This is a genomic window from Burkholderia sp. 572 (assembly GCF_040545135.1).
GTDB lineage: Bacteria > Pseudomonadota > Gammaproteobacteria > Burkholderiales > Burkholderiaceae > Burkholderia > Burkholderia cepacia.
On sequence record NZ_JBEPLH010000012.1, the window covers coordinates 47,848 to 67,601 of the forward strand.

General features: G+C 67.9%; 15 protein-coding genes. 7 read left to right on the plus strand and 8 right to left on the minus strand.

Going from position 1 to position 19,754, the window contains the following annotated elements:
* Positions 1–109: 109 nt before the first annotated feature.
* The 5 genes from ABIC51_RS22925 to nagE all read left to right on the plus strand — a co-directional run bounded on the left by ABIC51_RS22925 (position 110) and on the right by nagE (position 7,506).
* A complete protein-coding gene (locus ABIC51_RS22925; RefSeq protein ID WP_027789079.1) occupies positions 110–844 on the plus strand; it encodes a GntR family transcriptional regulator in 735 nt (244 codons plus the stop codon).
* A gap of 99 nt (positions 845–943) precedes the next feature.
* A complete protein-coding gene (gene nagA, locus ABIC51_RS22930; RefSeq protein WP_059695054.1) occupies positions 944–2,047 on the plus strand; it encodes an N-acetylglucosamine-6-phosphate deacetylase in 1,104 nt (367 codons plus the stop codon).
* Positions 2,040–3,047, plus strand: a complete 1,008-nt coding sequence (locus ABIC51_RS22935) for an SIS domain-containing protein (protein ID WP_027789081.1) — start codon at positions 2,040–2,042, stop codon at positions 3,045–3,047. The genes nagA and ABIC51_RS22935 overlap by 8 nt, the downstream gene beginning before the upstream one ends.
* Positions 3,048–3,062: 15 nt before the next feature.
* Positions 3,063–5,645, plus strand: a complete 2,583-nt coding sequence (ptsP, locus tag ABIC51_RS22940; RefSeq protein WP_060359690.1) for a phosphoenolpyruvate--protein phosphotransferase — start codon at positions 3,063–3,065, stop codon at positions 5,643–5,645.
* Between the two features lie 97 nt (positions 5,646–5,742).
* The gene (nagE, locus tag ABIC51_RS22945) at positions 5,743–7,506 is read left to right on the plus strand and encodes an N-acetylglucosamine-specific PTS transporter subunit IIBC (protein ID WP_027789083.1); all 1,764 of its coding nucleotides are present in this window, start codon (positions 5,743–5,745) and stop codon (positions 7,504–7,506) included.
* A 154-nt stretch (positions 7,507–7,660) separates the two neighbouring features.
* On the opposite strand, the gene ABIC51_RS22950 is transcribed toward nagE, so the two are convergent.
* The 6 genes from ABIC51_RS22950 to rpoH all read right to left on the minus strand — a co-directional run bounded on the left by ABIC51_RS22950 (position 7,661) and on the right by rpoH (position 15,240).
* Positions 7,661–10,144 (minus strand): beta-N-acetylhexosaminidase, encoded by a 2,484-nt coding sequence (locus ABIC51_RS22950; protein WP_146253659.1) that lies wholly within the window; start codon positions 10,142–10,144, stop codon positions 7,661–7,663.
* Positions 10,145–10,736: 592 nt separating this feature from the next.
* Positions 10,737–10,853: a cytochrome bd-I oxidase subunit CydX gene (gene cydX, locus ABIC51_RS22955; RefSeq protein ID WP_021163033.1), complete on the minus strand. Its 117-nt coding sequence runs from the start codon at positions 10,851–10,853 to the stop codon at positions 10,737–10,739.
* Between the two features lie 55 nt (positions 10,854–10,908).
* Entirely contained in the window at positions 10,909–12,045 is a 1,137-nt protein-coding gene (gene cydB / locus ABIC51_RS22960; protein ID WP_060316577.1) for a cytochrome d ubiquinol oxidase subunit II, read from the minus strand.
* Positions 12,046–12,076: 31 nt separating this feature from the next.
* Complete coding sequence (locus ABIC51_RS22965) at positions 12,077–13,657, minus strand: cytochrome ubiquinol oxidase subunit I (RefSeq protein WP_175852426.1); 1,581 nt, start codon at positions 13,655–13,657, stop codon at positions 12,077–12,079.
* Positions 13,647–13,931 (minus strand): cytochrome oxidase putative small subunit CydP, encoded by a 285-nt coding sequence (gene cydP / locus ABIC51_RS22970; RefSeq protein WP_027789087.1) that lies wholly within the window; start codon positions 13,929–13,931, stop codon positions 13,647–13,649. The genes ABIC51_RS22965 and cydP overlap by 11 nt, the downstream gene beginning before the upstream one ends.
* A gap of 373 nt (positions 13,932–14,304) precedes the next feature.
* A complete protein-coding gene (rpoH, locus tag ABIC51_RS22975; RefSeq protein ID WP_027789088.1) occupies positions 14,305–15,240 on the minus strand; it encodes an RNA polymerase sigma factor RpoH in 936 nt (311 codons plus the stop codon).
* A 358-nt stretch (positions 15,241–15,598) separates the two neighbouring features.
* Between rpoH and ABIC51_RS22980 the strand changes: the two genes are divergently transcribed.
* The gene (locus tag ABIC51_RS22980) at positions 15,599–16,168 is read left to right on the plus strand and encodes an acyloxyacyl hydrolase (RefSeq protein WP_021163039.1); all 570 of its coding nucleotides are present in this window, start codon (positions 15,599–15,601) and stop codon (positions 16,166–16,168) included.
* A gap of 45 nt (positions 16,169–16,213) precedes the next feature.
* Positions 16,214–16,597, plus strand: coding sequence for a nuclear transport factor 2 family protein (locus ABIC51_RS22985; protein ID WP_027789089.1), 384 nt, complete (start codon positions 16,214–16,216; stop codon positions 16,595–16,597).
* A gap of 142 nt (positions 16,598–16,739) precedes the next feature.
* On the opposite strand, the gene leuA is transcribed toward ABIC51_RS22985, so the two are convergent.
* Both leuA and ybiB read right to left on the minus strand, forming a co-directional pair.
* Positions 16,740–18,386 (minus strand): 2-isopropylmalate synthase, encoded by a 1,647-nt coding sequence (gene leuA, locus ABIC51_RS22990; RefSeq protein ID WP_175852427.1) that lies wholly within the window; start codon positions 18,384–18,386, stop codon positions 16,740–16,742.
* Positions 18,387–18,766: 380 nt separating this feature from the next.
* The gene (gene ybiB, locus ABIC51_RS22995) at positions 18,767–19,741 is read right to left on the minus strand and encodes a DNA-binding protein YbiB (RefSeq protein ID WP_021163043.1); all 975 of its coding nucleotides are present in this window, start codon (positions 19,739–19,741) and stop codon (positions 18,767–18,769) included.
* Between the last annotated feature and the right edge of the window lie 13 nt (positions 19,742–19,754).

The window sequence follows — 19,754 nt, forward strand, 5'->3', positions numbered from 1 at the left end:
TTCGGCGATTTCCGTGTCGCTAATACCAGTTCGTTGACTGGTATTATTGTGGTTATATAATGCCCTCACTTTCGACGGCCCGAGGTCGTCGTCCGACACCCGGAGGCACATGGAAACCGGCTGGTCCGAACTGGCGCCCGATCCCCTCAGCGATACGCCGCTCTATCTGCAGCTCGCCCGCAACCTGGCGAGCGCGATCCACGCCGGCGCGTGGCGGGCCGGCGAGGCGCTGCCGTCGGAGCGGCTGCTGTCGGTGTCGGTCGGTGTATCGCGGATCACGGCCCGTCGCGCACTCGCGCTGCTGGTCGAGCAGGGGCTGATCAAGCGGGCGCGCGGGGCGGGCAGCTTCATCACGCCGCGCGTCGCCGATCCGCTGTCGCGTCTCGTCGGCTTCACCGCGAAGATGAAGCAGCGCGGCTTCGTGCCCGATTCGGTGTGGCTGTCGCGCACGCTGCGCGCCGCGAGCCGCGACGAGATCACGCATCTCGGCCTCGCCCCCGGCGCGACGGTGGCGCGGCTCGAACGGCTGCGCCGCGCGGACGGCATCGTGATGGCGGTCGAGCACTCGACGCTGCCGGCCGCGGTGGTGCCCGATCCGCAGGCGCTCGGTGCGTCGCTGTACGAATACCTCGACGCGCGCGGGATGACTGTCGTGCGCGCGCTGCAGCACTTTCGCGCGGCGAACGCGACCCACGCGATCGCGAAATGGATGGCGGTGAAGCCGGGCTCGGCGCTGCTGGTGATCACGCGGATCGGCTACGGTGCCGACCAGCGCGCGATCGAAGTGAGCGAAACGTATTGCCGCGACGATTACTACGACTTCGTCGCCGAACTGAAACGCTGACGCGCGAGACTCGCCCGCGCGCGACAGCCGTGAAGCAACGACACGGAATTGCAAATCACGACGCGGATACCCGCGTCACCAGATCATCAAGAGAACGTCATGCTGACTGGAAACATCCTTACCCCCGACGGCTGGATTCACGGTTCGCTCGATAGCGAGAACGGCCGCATCACGACACTCGACGGCACGCCCGTCGATCCCGCGAAGAACGACGCGCCTTACATCCTGCCCGGCTTCATCGACCTGCACGTGCACGGCGGCGGCGGCGCCGACGTGATGGAAGGCGGCGACGCGATCGAGACGATCGCCCGCACGCACGCGCAATTCGGCACGACGAGCCTGCTCGCGACGACGATGACCGCGCCGCGCGACGAACTGATGAAAGTCGTCGGCAATCTCGGCAGCGTCGCGCGTACCCGCACGCCGGGCGGCGCGCGCGTGCTCGGCGTGCACCTCGAAGGCCCGTACATCAACCCCGGCAAGCTCGGCGCGCAGCCCGACGCGGCCGTCTCGGCCGTGCTCGACGAAGTGCTGAAGTACCTGTCGATCGCGCCGATCCGCGTCGTCACGCTCGCGCCGGAAATCGCCGGCCACATCGAGATCATCGGCGAGATGGCCGCGCGCGGCGTGCGCGTGCAGCTCGGCCATTCGCTCGCGACCTACGACGACGCGGTGGCCGCGCTCAAGCACGGCGCGTGCGGCTTCACGCACCTGTTCAACGCGATGTCGCCGCTGCATCACCGCAACCCCGGCCTGGTGGGCGCGGCGCTTGCTCATGCCGAATACGCGGAAATCATTCCCGATCTGCTGCACGTGCACCCGGGCGCGATTCGTGCGGCGCTGCGCGCGATCCCGCGCCTGTACGTCGTGACCGACAGCACGTCCGCGACGGGCATGCCCGACGGCGAATACCGGCTCGGCAGCCAGCACGTGACGAAGTGCCTCGGCGGCGTGCGTCTCGCCGACGGCACGCTCGCCGGCAGCACGCTGACGATGGACCAGGCGCTGCGCAACCTCGTGTCGCTCGGCCTGCCGATCGCCGATGTGTCGAACCGGATGTCGCGCTATGCGGCCGACTACCTCGGCATTGCCGATCGCGGCCGCCTCGAGCGCGGCGCATGGGCCGACCTCGCGGTGTTCGATCGCGACCTGAACCTCACCGCGACCTACGTCGAAGGAGAATCGATTGTCGAATATGCTTAAGGAAGCGCGCGAGTCCGCCCAGGTCGTCGCCGCGCAGATCGCCGACACCACGCGCGTCGAAGCGCTCGCCGGCCAATTGCTCGATCACCCGCCGGCCGTCGCGCTGACGGTCGCGCGCGGCAGCTCGGATCACGCCGCGAGCTATTTCGCGAGCCTGACGATGAGCCGCCTCGGCGTGCCGGTCGCGTCGCTGCCGATGTCGGTTGCCACGCTGCAGCAGGCGCCGCTGAAGGTGCAGGACCAGCTCGCGATCGCCTTCTCCCAGTCGGGCAAGAGCCCCGATCTCGTCAACACGATGGCCGCGCTGCGCGAAGCCGGCGCGCGCACCGTCGCGGCCGTGAACGTGCTGCCGTCGCCGCTCGCCGACGCGTGCGAGCACCAGCTGCCGCTGCTCGCCGGCCCCGAATTGTCGGTCGCCGCGACGAAGAGCTATATCGCGATGCTGTCGCTGTCCGCGCAGATCGTCGCGTACTGGCAGCGCGACGCCGCGCTGATGACCGCATTGCGCGGCCTGCCCGACGTGCTCGCGCAGGCCGGCCGGCTCGACTGGTCGCAGGCCGTCGCCGCGCTGGCGGGGGTCGAGCGGATGATCGTGATCGGCCGCGGCCTGGGCCTCGCGATCGCGCAGGAAGCCGCGCTGAAGCTGAAGGAAACCTCCGGTATCCAGGCCGAGGCGTTCTCGAGCGCCGAAGTCCGTCACGGCCCGATGGAGCTGATCGACCGCGATTATCCGCTGCTCGTGTTCGCCCCGCCGGGGCCCGAGCAGGCCGGCCTGCTGCAGCTCGCGCAAGACATGCGCGCACGCGGCGCCGCGGTGCTGCTCGCGGCGCCCGCCGGCACGCCCGGCGCGACCTTGCCGCTCGCGCAGTCTGCCCATTCGGCGCTCGACCCGATCGCCGCCATTCTTTCGTTCTACGTGATGGCGGCGGATCTCGCCGTCGCGCGCGGCCGCAACCCCGACACGCCGCGCCACCTGAACAAAGTCACCGAAACGCACTGATAGCCGAGACAGCCGATGAGACGCGCCGAGGAGTCCCAGTTGAAGAGTTCCACCCATGATCAGATCGTCCTGCTCAGTCCCTTGACCGGGCCGATCGTCGCGCTGGCCGACGTGCCCGATCCGGTGTTCTCCGGCGGGATGTTCGGCGACGGCATCGGCATCGACCCGCTCGCGGGCCAGCTCGTCGCGCCGTGCGCGGGCGTCGTGTCGCATCTCGCGCGCACCGGCCACGCGGTGACGATCACGACGCCGCAAGGCGCGGAAGTGTTGCTGCACATCGGCATCGACACCGTCGAGCTGAACGGGCAGGGCTTCACCGCGCACGTCGAGGCCGGCGCGCGTGTCGAGGCGGGCGCGCTGCTGATCGAGTTCGACCAGGACGCGGTGGCGCGCAGCGCGCATTCGCTCGTGTCGGTGATCGCGATCGCGAACTCGGATGCGTTCGAGGTCGTCGATCGTGCCAGCGGCTTCGCGACGGCCGGCAAGACGCCGCTGCTCGCGCTGCGCGGCAAGGGCGAAGCGGCTGCGCAGGCGGCACAAACCGGCGCAGCGGCGCATCACGAAGTGCGCCGTGAAATCGTGCTGGCCCAGCCGGGTGGCCTGCACGCACGGCCGGCCGCGCGGGCGCGCGAAGCCGTGCGCGGGTTCGACGCGACCGTCGACGTGCTGTTCGACGGCCGCAAGGCGTCGATCGCGAGCGTCGTCGGCCTGCTTGGCCTTGGTGCCGGCGAAGGCGCGACGGTCGAACTGGTCGGCCGTGGCGCGCACGCGCAGCAGGCCGTCGATGCGGTCGAGCACGAGCTGCTGCGCGAAGCACACGGCGAAGTCGAGGAAAAGCCGGCACGGCTGAGGTCGCCCGCGCCGCAGACGGTTGCGCGCAACGTCGGCGCGCCAATCGACCCGAACACACTCGCGGGCGTGTGCGCGGCACCCGGCATCGCGGTCGGCACGCTGGTGCGCCTCGACGATGCGGAGATCGTGCCGCCCGAGCAGGCCGCTGGCACACCCGCGTCGGAGAGCCGCCAGCTCGACCAGGCGCTGAAGGCCGTCGACGCCGAACTCGACGAAACGGTGCGCAACGCATCGGCGCGCGGCGCGGTCGGTGAAGCGGGCATCTTCGCGGTGCACCGCGTGCTGCTGGAAGACCCGACGCTGATCGACGCGGCGCGCGACCTGATCAGTCTCGGCAAGAGCGCGGGCTTTGCATGGCGCGCGACGATCCGCACGCAGATCGACACGCTGTCGAAGCTCGACGACGCGCTGCTCGCCGAACGCGCGGCCGACCTGCGCGACATCGAGAAGCGCGTGCTGCGCGCGCTCGGTCATGCGAACGGTGCCGCGCGTGCGCTGCCCGACGAAGCGGTGCTCGCGGCCGAGGAATTCACGCCGTCCGACCTGTCGTCGCTCGATCGCCGGCGCGTGACCGCGCTCGTGATGGCGCGCGGCGGCGCGACGTCGCACGCGGCGATCATCGCGCGCCAGCTCGGCATTCCGGCGCTGGTGGCGGTCGGCGATGCGCTGTACGCGATCCCGGACGGCACGCAGGTCGTCGTCGATGCGAGCGCGGGCCGGCTCGAACATGCCCCGACCGCGCTCGACGTCGAGCGCGCGCGGCACGAGCGCCAGCGCCTGGACGGCGTGCGCGAGGCGAACCGGAAGCTGGCGGGGGCTGCGGCCGCCACCGTCGACGGCCGCGCGATCGAGGTCGCCGCGAACATCGCGACGCTCGACGACGCGAACACCGCGGTCGACAACGGCGCCGACGCGGTCGGCCTGCTGCGTACCGAGCTGATGTTCATCCATCGCCAGGCCGCGCCGACGGTCGTCGAGCACCAGCAGAGCTACCAGTCGATCGTCGACGCGCTGCAGGGCCGCACGGCGATCATCCGCACGCTCGACGTCGGCGCCGACAAGGAAGTCGATTACCTGACGCTGCCGCCCGAACCGAACCCGGCGCTCGGCCTGCGCGGCATCCGTCTCGCGCAGGTGCGCCCCGACCTGCTCGACGATCAGTTGCAGGGCCTGCTCGCGGTGAAGCCGTTCGGCGCGGTGCGCATCCTGCTGCCGATGGTGACCGACGCGGGCGAGCTCGTGCGCCTGAAAAAGCGCATCGACGAATTCGCGCGCGCCCAGGGCCGCACCGAGCCGGTCGAGGTCGGCGTGATGATCGAGGTGCCGTCGGCCGCGCTGCTGGCCGACCAGCTCGCGCAGCACGCGGATTTCCTGTCGATCGGCACCAACGACCTGACGCAGTACACGCTCGCGATGGACCGCTGCCAGGCCGATCTGGCCGCGCAGTCCGACGGCCTGCATCCGGCCGTGCTGCGCCTGATCGACATCGCGGTGCGCGGTGCCGCGAAGCACGGCAAGTGGGTCGGCGTGTGCGGCGCGCTCGGCGGCGATCCGCTCGCGGTGCCGATCCTGGTGGGCCTCGGCGTGACCGAGCTGTCGGTCGACCCCGTATCGGTGCCGGGCATCAAGGCGCGTGTGCGCCGTCTCGATTACCAGTTGTGCCGTCAGCGCGCGCAGGATCTGCTCGCGCTCGACTCGGCACAGGCGGTAAGGGCAGCAAGTCGCGAGGTCTGGCCGCTCGACTGAGCGTCGACGGCAGGTTCGCGACCCGTATTACGACGAAGGCAATCAGCTCAACGACGATTAACGACGCTTAACGACGAGACAAGGATTGGAGGACTGAATGAACGGGAATCCGTTTCTGAAAATACAGGGCCTGGGCCGGGCGCTGATGCTGCCGATCGCGGTATTGCCGGTCGCCGGCATCCTGCTGCGACTCGGCCAGCCGGACGTGTTCAACATCAAGATGATCGCCGACGCCGGCGGCGCGATCTTCGACAACCTGCCGCTGCTGTTCGCGATCGGCGTGGCGGTCGGTTTCGCGAAAGACAACAACGGCGTGGCGGCACTCGCGGGCGCGATCGGCTACCTGATCGAAACCGCGATCATGAAGGACATCGATCCCAAGCTGAACATGGGCGTGCTGTCCGGGATCATCGCGGGTGTCGTCGCGGGCCTGCTGTACAACCGCTACAAGGACATCAAGCTGCCGGACTACCTCGCGTTCTTCGGCGGCAAGCGGTTCGTGCCGATCATCACGGGGCTGGTGTGCGTGGTACTCGGCATCGCGTTCGGGTACGTGTGGCAGCCGGTCCAGCATGCGATCGACGCGGCCGGCCAGTGGCTGACGACGGCGGGCGCGATCGGTGCGTTCGTGTTCGGCTTCCTGAACCGCCTGCTGCTCGTCACGGGCCTGCACCACATCATCAACTCGCTTGCGTGGTTCGTGTTCGGCAACTTCACGCCGCCCGCCGGCGGCGAGATCGTGCACGGCGACCTGCACCGCTTCTTCGCGGGCGATCCGACCGCGGGCACCTTCATGGCCGGCTTCTTCCCGATCATGATGTTCGGCCTGCCGGCCGCGTGTCTCGCGATGCTGCACGAGGCACCGAAGGAGCGCCGCGCGATGGTCGGCGGCCTGCTGTTCTCGATGGCGCTCACGTCGTTCCTGACCGGCGTGACCGAGCCGATCGAATTCAGCTTCATGTTCCTCGCACCGGTGCTGTACGTGATCCACGCGGTGCTGACGGGGTTGTCGCTCGCGATCTGCCAGATCCTCGGCGTGAAGCTCGGTTTCACGTTCTCGGCCGGCGCGATCGACTACGTGCTGAACTACGGGCTGTCGACGAAGGGCTGGATCGCGATCCCGCTCGGCATCGCGTACGGCGCCGCGTATTACGGGCTGTTCCGCTTCTTCATCCGCAAGTTCAACATGGCCACGCCGGGCCGTGAGCCCGCATCGGCCGACGCGGCCGCGGAATCGTACGCATCGGGCGGCTTCGTCGCGCCGGCGGCGGGCGCCGCTGCGGCCGCGCCGCGCGCGCAGCGCTACATTGCCGCGCTCGGCGGGGCCGGCAACCTGTCGGTCGTCGACGCATGCACGACGCGCCTGCGCCTGACCGTCGTCGATCCGGAGAAGGTCTCGGAGCCGGAACTGAAGTCGATCGGCGCGCGCGGCGTGCTCAAGCGCGGCGGCAACAGCGTGCAGGTGATCATCGGGCCCGAGGCGGACATCATTGCCGACGAGATGCGTGCCGCGATCGGCAGCGGCGCGACCGGTGCCGCGTCGACGGCGACGGCCGCCGCGGCGCAGCCCGTCACGGGGGCGGCCGCCGGTCCGCTCGATCCGGAGCCGGCGCGCTGGCTCGCGGTGTTCGGCGGCGCGACCAACGTCGTGTCGCTCGACGCGGTCGCGACCACGCGCCTGCGTGTGGTCGTGCGCGATCCGTCGGCGGTCGATCGCGATCGTCTCGGTGCGCTCGACGTCGCGTGGGTGTCGCTCGACACGTTCCACATCGTCTGCGGCAATGCGGCGGCACGTTATGCCGAACAGCTCGGCGCGCGCCTGCCGCCGTCGGGCAGCGGAGCGGCCGCGCAGCCGGCCTGATGTGATCGGGCCGGCCCGATCCGCGACGCGGATTCGGCTCGGCCGGCAAAACGAAAACGGCTTGCGATCCTTGCGTCGCAAGCCGTTTTTTTTTGGTGCGGGCGATGGCGCGATGCACGTGTTTGCATCGCGCGTCGCCCGGGCGTTCAGCCGATCACGGATTCGTCAACGTGAAGGTCGGCTTCCGGTAGCCGACACCAGCCCGGTCGAGCTTCGGCAACTCGCGTTGCGTGAGCAGCGTCGCGAAACCGGCCCAGTCGCGCTGCAGCGCGGCCGTGTCGACGTGATGCGTGTCGCCGCGCTTGAAGCGCACGCCGGCCGCATACGGCAGCTCCCAGTCGGCGCGGTGCCAGGCGCGCTCGGCGAGCGCGAGCAGCCGCGGATAGGCCATGTATTCGAGGAAGGTGTCGTTGCGCATCACCTCGCCCCATGCCTGCCCCTGCATGCCTTCGATGCGCGGCGCGGGGCCCGTTCCCGTGACCTCGAACGGGTTGCCGTCACGGTCGCCCATCACTTCGGCGTTCTGCGGCAGGTTCTCCGGTGCGAGCGAGAACACCTTGTACTCGTCCGTCGCGTGTGAGCCCCAGTAGTAGCCGCGCTCGCGCGGGTTGAGCGTGTACGGGAAGTCGAAGTACAGGTAGTCGGGCAGCGCGAGCACCGTCAGATAGCCCTTGCCGCTCAGGTCGCGCGCGCTGTCCGACGCCCCCCAGAAGATCGTGTCCCATAGCGACACCATCACGTGGCGCGTGCTGAAGTCCTGCGGCCCGTTCGCATGCTTGATGCCGTCCTGCCACGCGGCCATCGTGTCGATCCCGTTCGCGCCGACCGCCGCGCTCACCTGCTGAGCGAAACGCGTCGGCAGTTCGTCGATCGACTTGATCTCGCCGCGCTGGAGCAACGCCGTGCATGCGGGCGAACGCGCCCACGGCTTGTCCTGCGCGGCGAGATCGATGCGCCCCTTGTTCGGATCGGTGCCGTTCAGCGGCTGGAAGCCCGCGCCGAGGAAGATGTTCTTCGCCTCGTCGCCGCCGTAATGCCAGATGTGCAGCGGCGCCTGCGCATCCGCATGCATCGCCGCGATCTCGCGGATTACCTTCGATGCGAAATTGAGCGCGCCCGGCACGCACGGGTTCAGGTCGCTGCGGCGGTCGTAGAACTGCACCGTCGTCAGGTTCGACGTGTCCTGCGGATCGAGCAGCCGGTATGCGTTCGCTTCCTGCTCGCGCCCGGCCGCATGCAGCCGCCGGTAACGTGCCTCCATCGTCACGACGGCCGCGCGCGCATGCGCGGGCATGTCGATCTCGGGGACGATCTCGACGAAATGCGCGGCCGCGTAGCGCACGAGCGCCACGTAGTCGTCGCGGGTCAGGTAGCCGCCGCCCGAGCGGTTGTCCGGGCCGGAGCCGAGCTGCGGCAGCAGGCAGCGCGTCTCGCTCGGGTCGTGGCAGCGGCGCGAGCCGATCCCGGTCAGTTCGGGCAGGCCGGGAATCTCGATGCGCCAGCCTTCGTCGTCCGACAGGTGCAGGTGCAGGCGATTGAGCTTGTACGCGCTCATCTGGTCGATCAGGCGGCGCAGCGTCGCCGGGTGCTTGAAGTTGCGTGCGAGATCGACGTGCATCCCGCGATGCGTGAAGCGCGGCGCATCCTCGACGAGCATCGCCGGGATCGGGCCGCCGCCGGCCGGTGCGAGCGAGTAGAGCGTCTGCACGCCGTAGTAGAGCCCGGCGCGATCGTAGCCCTCGATCAGCACGCCGCGCGGCCCGATCGCGAGCCGGTAGCCGCCCGGCGTCGCGATGTCGGCCGGCAGCCGGCGCGGCGCGACGGCGCCCCGCACCGGCACGCGCGCGCCGTCGAGCCCGAGCGTCGTCGCGCGTTCGCGCAGCGCCGCGACCTGCGCGTCCGGCAGATCGGGCAGGGCGAGCTCGACACCGCGCAGCTCGAGCGTGCCGGGCAGCGGCTGCTCGCGCTTCACGCTCGGCAGCGCGCGGCTCGGGTCGGGCCGTGCGGCCACGGGCGGCGCGTTGCCCGTCGAGTTGTTCTGCGCGTCGGCCGGCAGCGATTCGACGTAGCGCAGCTCGTCGTCGGTGTCGTCGTAGCGGAGCACGGCGGGCGGCGCGCCCTCGACGACCACGTACGGACGCGGGATCACGTCGCTGTAGCGCAGCAGCCAGTATTCGGCGACGAACGGCAGTTCGATGCGTTCGCCCGGTGCAAGCCGCACCGAGCCGGGTTGCGGTGTCAGTTCGTAGAGGTCGCCGGTGAGCCGCCGCAGCGCGAAGCCGGGGCGATCGATTCGCAGCAGGCGGCGGATGCTGTGCAGGTAGAGCTTCCAGCCGCCGTCGGCGATCGCCTGGTGGCCGCGGTTCTGCAGGATCAGGCGGCCCGTCGCGCAGGCCGCGCCGTCGGCGCCGAGGTCGGCGCACGGCACGCCGGCCGAGGCCGCGTGATTGTTGTCGACGGCGACGCGCAGCGCGAGGCCGTTCGACAGCCGTGCCGCGAGATCGGCCGGCGGCACGGGGGGACGGACGGCACCGGCCGCCGCGACCGCCGCGCTCGACGCGGGCAGCGCGCCGAGCGCGACCGGCGGCAGTGCCGCGATCAGCACGCCGGCAAACAGGGTGGACAAGGTTCGGCTCATGCGGACTCCTGAGAAAAAAGGGGGCGTAGCGGCGTCACGGGACGACGTCGCTGCGGGCGGGTCTTTCAACGGAGCTGCGGGGACAACAATGTGCGCGGGCGATGCGGCTGCCCTGCGCGCAGTCGGCACGCGGATGCGTGCGTTACGGAACGGGTGGCGGGCAGGCGTGCCGGTCGGATCGGCGCGGGCGGGTGCGTGTCCTCATCGGCCGGGCACGATGGCGGTCGCGGATGACGCTGACCCTGACGCGGTGGCGACGCGCCCGATGACAAAGGCGCGCGCGCGAGCGGCGCGGACGGCGGCGGCGCAGGTCGCGGACGAAGCGCAACCGGCCGCCGCGCGGCGACGGCGAGACGGCGCGCACGCGCGCGCCGCATACGGGATTCGCATGTCTCCCCCACCCAGATGGATTCGGCCTGTCAGCGGCCGTGTCCAAAGATCTTATGAAACCTTTTATTGGTATTCAAGTGGTATCAATCTGGCGCTAAATTGGCATCGGCGTGTTCGGCTTGCCCGGCCTGCCGGAGCGAAAAAAAACCTCGCGCGAGGCGAGGTTCCTTCCGGGCGGCGGCCGGCCGATCGGCCGAACGCGTCAGTTGCGGGTTACGCGTGCTTCCTGCGTCTTCTGCCGTGCTTCGAGCCACATCGCATTGACGATGCCGAACGACAGCGCGACGCCGATACCGAGAATCCAGCTGAAATACCACATGATCCGACTCCTTGCGAAACGGGGGCGGCGGGGCGCCAGCGCGCCCCGGCCGGGTTCAATACATCGAATGCTTGTTCTCTTCGAGCACCTCGCGCGTGACCTTGCCGCGCATCACGCGATACACCCAGCTCGTGTAGAGCAGGATGAGCGGCAGGAACACGATCACCGCGAACAGCATCACCTGCAGCGTCATGTGGCTCGACGTCGAATCCCACACGGTCAGGCTGCTCCTCGGGTCGAGCGACGACGGCATGATGAACGGGAACATCGAGAAGCCGGCGGTCAGGATCACGCCGACGATCATCAGCCCCGTGCAGAAGAAGGCCGTCTTCTCCTGCTTCGAGCCGGCGAGCAGCATCGCCAGCAGGCCGCCCGCGATCCCGACGACGGGCGCCGCGATCATCCACGGGAATTCGCCGTAGTTCGCGAGCCACAGGCCCGAGCCCGCGGCGACGTCCTTGAGCAGCGGGTTCGCGACCGTATCGGTCGGCGCGGCGTGCGTGATGTGGAAGCCGCCGATGGTCGACGCGATCAGCACGCCGGCCAGCACGAACAGCACGACCGCGAGGAACGACGCCACGCGCAGCGCGACCGACGCGCGGCGCGCGATCACGCCTTCCGTCTTCATCTTGATGAAGGCCGCACCGTGCGCGACGAGCATCGTGAGGCTGACGAGCCCGCACAGCAGCGCGAACGGGTTCAGCAACGCCCAGAAGCCGCCGTAGTAGGTCACGCGCAGGTCGCTGTCGAACTTGAACGGCACGCCTTGCAGCAGGTTGCCGAACGCGACGCCGAACACGAGCGCCGGCACGAAACCGCCGATGAACAGGCCCCAGTCCCAGCCCGCGCGCCAGCGCGGGTCAGGGCGCTTGCTGCGGTAGTCGAAGCCCACCGGCCGGAAGAACAACGCGAACAGCACGAGCAGCATCGCGAAGTAGAAGCCGGAGAACGACGCCGCGTAGACGAGCGGCCAGGCCGCGAACATCGCGCCGCCGGCCGTGATCAGCCACACCTGGTTGCCTTCCCACGTCGCACCGACGGTGTTGACGATGATGCGGCGTTCCTCGTCGGTCTTGCCGAGGAACGGCAGCAGCGCGGTCGCGCCCATGTCGAAGCCGTCGGTGACGGCGAAGCCGATCAGCAGCACGCCGACGAGCAGCCACCAGATCAGCTTGAGAGTTGCATAGTCCATAGCGATTCCTTGTTCCGTTTCGGGTGCGTGCTCAGGCCGTGGCGCGCTCGCTGGCGGCCGCGAGTTCGTGGTGATAGCGGCCGGTGTGCAGCGACGACGGGCCGAGGCGCGCGTACTTGAACATCAGCTTGATCTCGATGACGAACAGCGCGGTGTAGAACGCGATGAAACCGGCGAGGCTCAGGTACAGGTCCGTCGACGTCAGGCTGGACGCGGACAGATGCGTCGGCAGGATGCCCGCGATCGTCCACGGCTGGCGGCCGAGCTCGGCGACGACCCAGCCGAATTCCGCGGCGAGCCACGGCAGCGGGATCGCCCACACCGCATAACGCAGGAACCAGCGGCGGTTGTCCTGCAGCAGCTGCCGGCGCGCGCAGAGCCAGAACGCGGCGACGAAAGTCGCGAGGAACAGGATGCCGAGGAACACCATCATCCGGAACGAGAAGAACACGGGCGCGACCGGCGGGATCGTCTTCTTCGCGGCGGCCTTGATCTGCTCCGGCGTTGCATCGACCACGTTCGGCGTGAACTGCTTGAGCATCAACCCGTAGCCGAGATACTGCTTGTGCTGGTCGAACAGTGCGCGGGTCGCATCGCTCGTGTCGCCTTCCTTGATCTTCTGCAATGCGCCGTACGCCACCATCCCGCTCTGGATGTGCTCCTCGCTGCGCTTCGCGAGTTCGCGCAGGCCGATCACCGGCTCGTCGATCGAGCGCGTCGCGATCAGGCCGAGCGCGTACGGGATCTTGATCGCGTAGTCGGTGCGCTCTTCCTTCTGGTTCGGGATGCCGATCAGCGTGAACGAGGCCGGCGCCGGCTGGGTTTCCCATTCCGATTCGATCGCGGCGAGCTTCATCTTCTGCACTTCGCCGGTCGTATAGCCCGACTCGTCGCCGAGCACGATCACGCAAAGCGTCGACGCGAGACCGAAGCCGGCCGCGACCGCGAACGAGCGCAGCGCGAAGTCGGTGTCGCGCTTCTTCAGCAGGTACCACGACGAGATGCCGAGCACGAACATCGCGGCCGTCACGTAGCCGGCCGACACGGTGTGCACGAACTTCACCTGCGCGACCGGGTTGAACAGCACGTCGAACAGGTTCGTCAGCTCCATGCGCATCGTCTGGTAGTTGAACTCGGCGCCGACCGGGTTGTTCATCCAGCCGTTCGCGACGAGGATCCACAGCGCGGACAGGTTCGAGCCCAGCGCGACGAGGAACGTGACCATCAGGTGCTTGACCTTCGACAGGCGGTTCCAGCCGAAGAAGAACAGGCCGACGAACGTCGATTCGAGGAAGAACGCCATCAGGCCTTCGACCGCGAGCGGCACGCCGAAGATGTCGCCGACATAGTGCGAGTAGTACGACCAGTTCGTGCCGAACTGGAATTCGAGCGTGATGCCGGTCGTCACGCCCATCGCGAAGTTGATCCCGAACAGCTTGCCCCAGAACTGGGTCATGTCCTTGTAGACCTGTTTGCCGGTCATCACGTAGACGGCTTCCATGATGACGAGCAGCCAGGACAGGCCGAGCGTCAGCGGCACGAACAGGAAGTGGTAGAGCGCCGTGATGCCGAACTGCAGACGCGACAGATCGACGACTTCGCTACTTATCATGGTGGTCTCCCTCGGTGGGTGCAGGCGCCGGCACCGAGAGCAGCTTCTCGGCGACGGCGGCAGGCGGAAGCGACATGTGCTCGGCCTGCGGATGATTGAAGAATGCGTATTTGAGCGACATCAGGAGGATCAGCTTGACGATCAGCACCAGGCTGATGTCGCGGGCGAGGGTCGGGCCGCGTGCCCATGCGGCGATGCGCGCACGCCAGCCGATCGTGCCGGCCGGCCGCGGGGGAGGCGGCGCAGGCTCTTTATTGATCGAGATCAAGGCGATTATCCTGAATCGATTTACGTCGGATTGGGGGCGACTTTACGTCGGATTTATGACGGCCGTGAAGCTGTTTTAATCCTTTTGCGCCTGACATGCCAATTTTAAAAGGACTGCTTTCCGATGCCGAGTGCTGCGCTGCGGCAGACCGTCGCGAAACACGGGCCGAAACTTGAGGCAGATCAAGGTTATGCGGAAGGGGCCCGCGAACCGTCCAATACTTGATTAAACAGGTCAATTGATCGACGGAGAAATGAGCGAAGAAGCGGGCGGAGTGGCGACGGATAAACCGGCTAAAAACCGGTGAAAAAGTCGGGCGAAAAAAAACCGCTGCCGGTCAGGCAGCGGTTTTCGATGAAGCTTTCCGAATCGCCGGTATTTATGCGTATTCGGCGAGGGCGGTGCGCATCTTTTTCATCGCGCTCGCCTCGATCTGGCGGATGCGTTCCGCCGACACGCCGAACTCGGCGGCGAGATCGTGCAGCGTCGAGCCGCCCGAGCCGTCGTCGTCGACATGCAGCCAGCGTGCCTCGATGATGCGGCGGCTGCGCGCGTCGAGCGCGTCGAGTGCCTGCGCGATGCCGTCCGTCTGCAGCGAGTCGCGCTGACGCGCGGCGAGCACGGCGGTCGGTTCGTTGTGCGAGTCGGCCAGGTAGGCGATCGGTGCGTACGACTCCTCGCCGTCTTCGACCTGCCCTTCGAGCGCGATATCGCCGCCCGACAGGCGCGTTTCCATTTCGGTCACGTCTTCGCGCTTGACGTTGAGCTCTTGTGCGAGGCCGTCGATTTCCTCGGGCGTCATCGCCTGCATGCTCTTCTTGTGGCTGCGCAGGTTGAAGAACAGCTTGCGCTGCGCCTTCGTCGTCGCGACCTTCACCATGCGCCAGTTGCGCAGGATGTACTCGTGGATCTCGGCCTTGATCCAGTGGATCGCGTACGACACGAGACGAACGTTCTGGGCCGGATCGAAGCGCTTCACGGCCTTCATCAGGCCGATGTTGCCTTCCTGGATCAGGTCGCCGTGCGGCAGGCCGTACCCGAGATAGTTGCGCGCGATCGACACGACGAGCCGCAGGTGCGATAGCACGAGGCGGCGTGCCGAGTCGAGATTGTTGTTTTCGCGGAATTCGGTCGCGTACTGGCGTTCCTCTTCTGCCGTCAGCAGCGGAATGCGATTGACGGCCTGGATATACGCGTCGATGTTGCCAAGCTGGCCCGGCAACATCGATTGAGCTGCGAGCGCCAGCGAGCCTGCCGATTCGGCCTTGGCCGGCGCCGGGCTCAGGGTGTTCGGGAGGGTCAGGGCGTTGCTCACTAAAAACTCCTTTGGAATCAGGGACAAACCCCCGGTCTCGAATGAGATTCCGTGGGGCATCTTAGCACTCCCGCAAGCTGAGTGCTAATTCCTTAGAGCAAGCGTGGGCATCGGAGTTCCCGTTTTTCTATCGAGTTAGTCGAGTCGATAGTCTATTCTGCGACAGGGGAGGCGACGCGAAGTTCCGTAAGCCGTTGTTTCAGATGGTAATCAGTAGACGATTTCAATTTTTGTTGTTTTGGAAGGAAGCCATTTCGCTTCGTGATGCCGATCCGAAAAGTCCTTTACCATACCATTCACTTCGCTCGAGCCGGCCGAAGCGGCAGGTTCCATTCAACCCACAAAGTTGGAGTGTCAGATGAACAATAAGAAGAATCGCCGGCCCCGCAGCCGGCTTGTCCTGCACGCGATGCTGGCGGCGTCCCTTCTGGGAGGATCGGGTGCGGCATTCGCGGATCGATGGGGGATTCAGGCGGGCGGCGGTTTTTCGGATCGCCACGGGGTCGACAAGGGCGATCTCGGCGTGGTGTGGGACCCGGGCTGGAACTGGTGGGAAATGGGCGGTTGGCACTTCGCGTTCGTCGTGGAAGGGCACGCGGGCTACTGGCACACGGGCGGCAACGTTCACGGCAGCATCGGCGAATTCGGCGTGACGCCGTTGTTCCGCTTCATCAAGAGCGCCGGGGAGATTCGCCCGTTCATCGAGGCTGGCGGCGGCGTCCGGCTGCTGACGCACCCGACGATCTCGGATCATTTCTCGCTGGGGACCGCGTTCCAGTTCTCGCCGACCGCGGGGGTGGGCGTGCAGTTCGGCCAACGGCAACAGTATCAGGTCGGCTACCGTTTTGAACATGTGTCTAACGCGGGTATCAAAGAGCCGAATCCTGGTATAAATTTCCACCAGTTCTACGTGCAGTACAACTTCTGATCCGCACGCCCGCGCACGGCGTGCGCGTTGCCGAGGAGTCAGGCGATGGCGAAGGTGATCGATGCGATCCGCGCGCTCGAGCGCGATCGGTTCCGGGCGATGGTGGACGGCGACGGCGAGGCGCTCGGCGCGCTTTTGTCGGACAAGGTGTTCTTCGTGCACACCAACGGCAAACGCGAAACCAAGCAGCAGTTCATCGACGCCATCGTCGCCGGCCGCCGCCGCTATCGCCAGATCGAAATCCAGTCGCAGGACGTGCTGCCCGTCGGCGATGAAACCTGCGTCGTCACCGGGCGTGCGTTGATCGAGATGGAAACGAACAACGGCGGCCTGGTCTTCCCGATTGCGTATACCTCCGTCCACACCCACGAACAGGGCCGCTGGAGCCTGTTCGCGTGGCAGGCGACGCGGTGCGCGACCGAGACATGAGCGCGCGTGGCGCCCGTTTTCATGTCCCGATCGAAGCGGCCTTCTGGGCCGCTTTTTGCTGCCTCGTGCGGCGCGGATCGCGCGGCGCACGAGCGGTCACGCACCGCTCGCTGACGTTTGAACCCTGAAACGGAACCGTCCGTCAGGCCGCCGCGCGGCGATCCGCGCAGTGCCAGGCCGAGCGGTTGATCGCGCTGACGAGCGCATCGAGCGCGGCGCCCGCCGCATCGGCGTGCAGGCCGACGCCGTGCCGCAGCGGCGCATCGCCGACCCGGCAGCCCACCGATACCGCGATCCGCCCGTCCGTCGTGCGCGCGTGTTCGCACGAAGCGATGTCGATCGCGACGCCGGCGGCGGCTGCGAATGCCGCGGCCAAACGTCGCACGGCATCGTCGGGTGCGATATCCGCCGCGGGCGCCGTCGCGATCTCGCGGTTCCGCCAGCGCGCGCCGTTGCCGTGGCGCGCGGCCGGGCCGTCGGTGTCGAAGAATTCGCGCGCGAACAGCGCGCAGATCGCGTCGCCCGTCACTTCCTCTCCCGACGCGTCGGCAAGCGTCTGCACCGCGTGGCTGAATTCGATCTGCACGCGCCGCGTCGGCGTGAAGCCCATCCCGCGTTCGAGCAGGAACGTCGCGCCGCCCTTGCCGGACTGGCTGTTGACGCGGATCACCGCGTCGTAGCTGCGGCCGAGGTCGGCCGGGTCGATCGGCAGGTACGGCACTTCCCACGGCGCGTCGGGGCGCTGCTGCGCGAAGCCCTTGCGGATCGCGTCCTGATGCGAACCGGAGAACGCGGTGAACACGAGGTCGCCCGCGTACGGGTGGCGCGGATGCACCGGAATCTGGTTGCAGCGTTCGACGACGCGGCGCACCGCGTCGATGTCGGAGAAATCGAGGCCCGGATCGATGCCTTGCGTGTAGAGATTCAGCGCGAGCGTGACGAGATCGACGTTGCCGGTACGCTCGCCGTTGCCGAACAGGCAACCCTCGATGCGGTCGGCGCCCGCGAGCAGCGCGAGTTCGGCCGCCGCGACCGCCGTGCCGCGGTCGTTGTGCGGATGCACGGACAGCACGATGCTGTCGCGATACGCGAGGTTGCGGTCCATCCATTCGATCTGGTCGGCGAACACGTTCGGGCTCGCGGCTTCGACGGTGGCCGGCAGGTTGACGATCATCTTGTGGTCGCGGGTCGGGCGCCAGGTTTGCGCGACCGCGTCGCAGATCTCGCGTGCGAACGTCAGCTCGGTCGTGCTGAAGGTTTCCGGCGAGTACTGGAAGGTCCACTGCGTGTCGGGGCGCGCGGCGGCGTGCTCCTTGATGATGCGCGTGCCGTCGATCGCGAGCGCCTTCACGTCGGCCTTCGACATCCCGAACACGATGCGGCGGAACGACGGGCAGACCGCGTTGTACAGGTGCACGATCGCGCGCGGCACGCCTTCGAGCGCGTCGAACGTGCGAGCGATCAGGTCTTCGCGCGCCTGCACGAGCACTTCGATCGTCACGTCATCGGGAATCCGCTTGTCGTCGATCAGCTTGCGGACGAAATCGAAGTCGGTTTGCGACGCCGACGGAAAACCGACCTCGATCTCCTTGAACCCGATCGCGACCAGCATCTCGAAGAATTCGAGCTTCTGCTCGATGCTCATCGGCTCGATCAGCGACTGGTTGCCGTCGCGCAGGTCGGTGCTCATCCAGACGGGCGCGCGCTCGATGGTGCGCGACGGCCATTTGCGGCCATTGAGGCGGACGGGCTCGAACGGACGGTACTTGTCTTGCGGATTGCGCTGCATCTTCTGGACCTCGGGTCTCAAGTCGCGAGCGAAGACGGGCGGCATGGGCGACGGTTGGCGCTGCCTCGCTCCGCGGCACGCGAGCGCGCTGCGGATGCGGATGATCTTCGCGAATCGGCCGACGGATAGACGGACGAATGCTGACGACTTCGGGTTGTAAAAACTGCGAGAGGGGTACTGCGAGGAACTGCTGGGAGGGACCGTGCGGACAGCACACGGCGCTACGACAGCCTTAGGCTAGTCGTAGCGATAGCGGCCGCGCTAGGCGGCCGGAGGTAATTCGGAGGGTGTTCGGAAAGGAACGCATGACGGCAACTCTATGCCAGGATGCGCCCGCGTGTCAAATGCCCGGCGCGCGGGGCCGGTTCGCGGGCGTGCCGTCAGCGCGCGATGCGGGTGATCTGCACGATCGTCGCGACCTGGCGGGCGACGGTGTCGGGCACTGGCACCTCGCCGCGCAATACGGCGTCCGTCCACGCGGCCGTCGTGGCCGCATCGCGCGATTCGGGCAGGGCGACGGGGGGCGCATCGGTCGACGAGCGCTCGGCCTCGATCAGCGTGTCGCACACGCCGTCGTGCAGCCAGTCGACCTGCACCTGGCGCCGCGTGTCGGCAACGGCTTCGCCCTCGGTGCCGCGCGCGAGCAGCGCGCCGCCGAGCGCGGCGTCAGGATGGTCGCGGAACAGCTGCGCGAGGCTGTCGCGGTACGGCGGGTGCGTGTAGTTGACGAGCCGCAGGCCGGCCGGTGCGAACGGCTGCAGGATCTTCACGAGCGTGTGCGTCGAATTGCGCACACCGAGCACGCGGCGCATCGACAGCAGGCGCGCGATGCGCGGCGCCAGCACCTCGATTGACGCGAACGCGACGCGGCGCTCGGCAAGCGTGTCCTCGATCGCATCGTGCGACGCCGACGGAGCAAGCGACAGCGCCGAGAAGATCTCGGCGCTCGTCACGCGGCCCGGATCCTGCTCGACACCATGCACGAGCACCGGCACGCCTTCGCGCGCGAGCAGCAGTGCGAGCAGCGGCACGAGGTTCGGCTGCTTGCGCGCGCCGTTGTAGCTCGGGATCGCGACGGGACGGAACGCCGCGTCCTGTACGTGCACGGGCTCGAACGACGCCTGCGCGGCGGCGAGCATCGCGGCCAGCTCGTCGGCGGATTCGCCCTTCAGCCGATAGGCGATCAGGATCGCGCCGAGTTCGACATCCGACACGCGCGCGTCGAGCATCGCGCGATAGAGCTCGAACGTGTCCTCGGCGGACAGTGCGCGTGCGCCGTTCGGGCCGCGGCCGATTTCCTTGATGAAGCGGGCGCACGGGAACGGAACGGCGGCGGGATCGTGGGAAGCGGTCATCGGGGCGTGGGGC

Excerpts from the sequence above, each read along its gene's own strand:
- ABIC51_RS22925 (WP_027789079.1), top strand. The coding sequence starts at position 110 with ATGGAAACCGGCTGGTCCGAACTGGCGCCCGATCCCCTCAGCGATACG.
- ABIC51_RS22980 (WP_021163039.1), top strand. The coding sequence starts at position 15,599 with ATGAACAATAAGAAGAATCGCCGGCCCCGCAGCCGGCTTGTCCTGCAC.
- nagA (WP_059695054.1), top strand. The coding sequence starts at position 944 with ATGCTGACTGGAAACATCCTTACCCCCGACGGCTGGATTCACGGTTCG.
- cydB (WP_060316577.1), bottom strand. The coding sequence starts at position 12,045 with ATGGACTATGCAACTCTCAAGCTGATCTGGTGGCTGCTCGTCGGCGTG.
- ptsP (WP_060359690.1), top strand. The coding sequence starts at position 3,063 with ATGAGACGCGCCGAGGAGTCCCAGTTGAAGAGTTCCACCCATGATCAG.
- ABIC51_RS22935 (WP_027789081.1), top strand. The coding sequence starts at position 2,040 with ATGCTTAAGGAAGCGCGCGAGTCCGCCCAGGTCGTCGCCGCGCAGATC.
- ABIC51_RS22950 (WP_146253659.1), bottom strand. The coding sequence starts at position 10,144 with ATGAGCCGAACCTTGTCCACCCTGTTTGCCGGCGTGCTGATCGCGGCA.
- ABIC51_RS22965 (WP_175852426.1), bottom strand. The coding sequence starts at position 13,657 with ATGATAAGTAGCGAAGTCGTCGATCTGTCGCGTCTGCAGTTCGGCATC.
- ABIC51_RS22985 (WP_027789089.1), top strand. The coding sequence starts at position 16,214 with ATGGCGAAGGTGATCGATGCGATCCGCGCGCTCGAGCGCGATCGGTTC.
- leuA (WP_175852427.1), bottom strand. The coding sequence starts at position 18,386 with ATGCAGCGCAATCCGCAAGACAAGTACCGTCCGTTCGAGCCCGTCCGC.
- cydX (WP_021163033.1), bottom strand. The coding sequence starts at position 10,853 with ATGTGGTATTTCAGCTGGATTCTCGGTATCGGCGTCGCGCTGTCGTTC.
- ybiB (WP_021163043.1), bottom strand. The coding sequence starts at position 19,741 with ATGACCGCTTCCCACGATCCCGCCGCCGTTCCGTTCCCGTGCGCCCGC.
- nagE (WP_027789083.1), top strand. The coding sequence starts at position 5,743 with ATGAACGGGAATCCGTTTCTGAAAATACAGGGCCTGGGCCGGGCGCTG.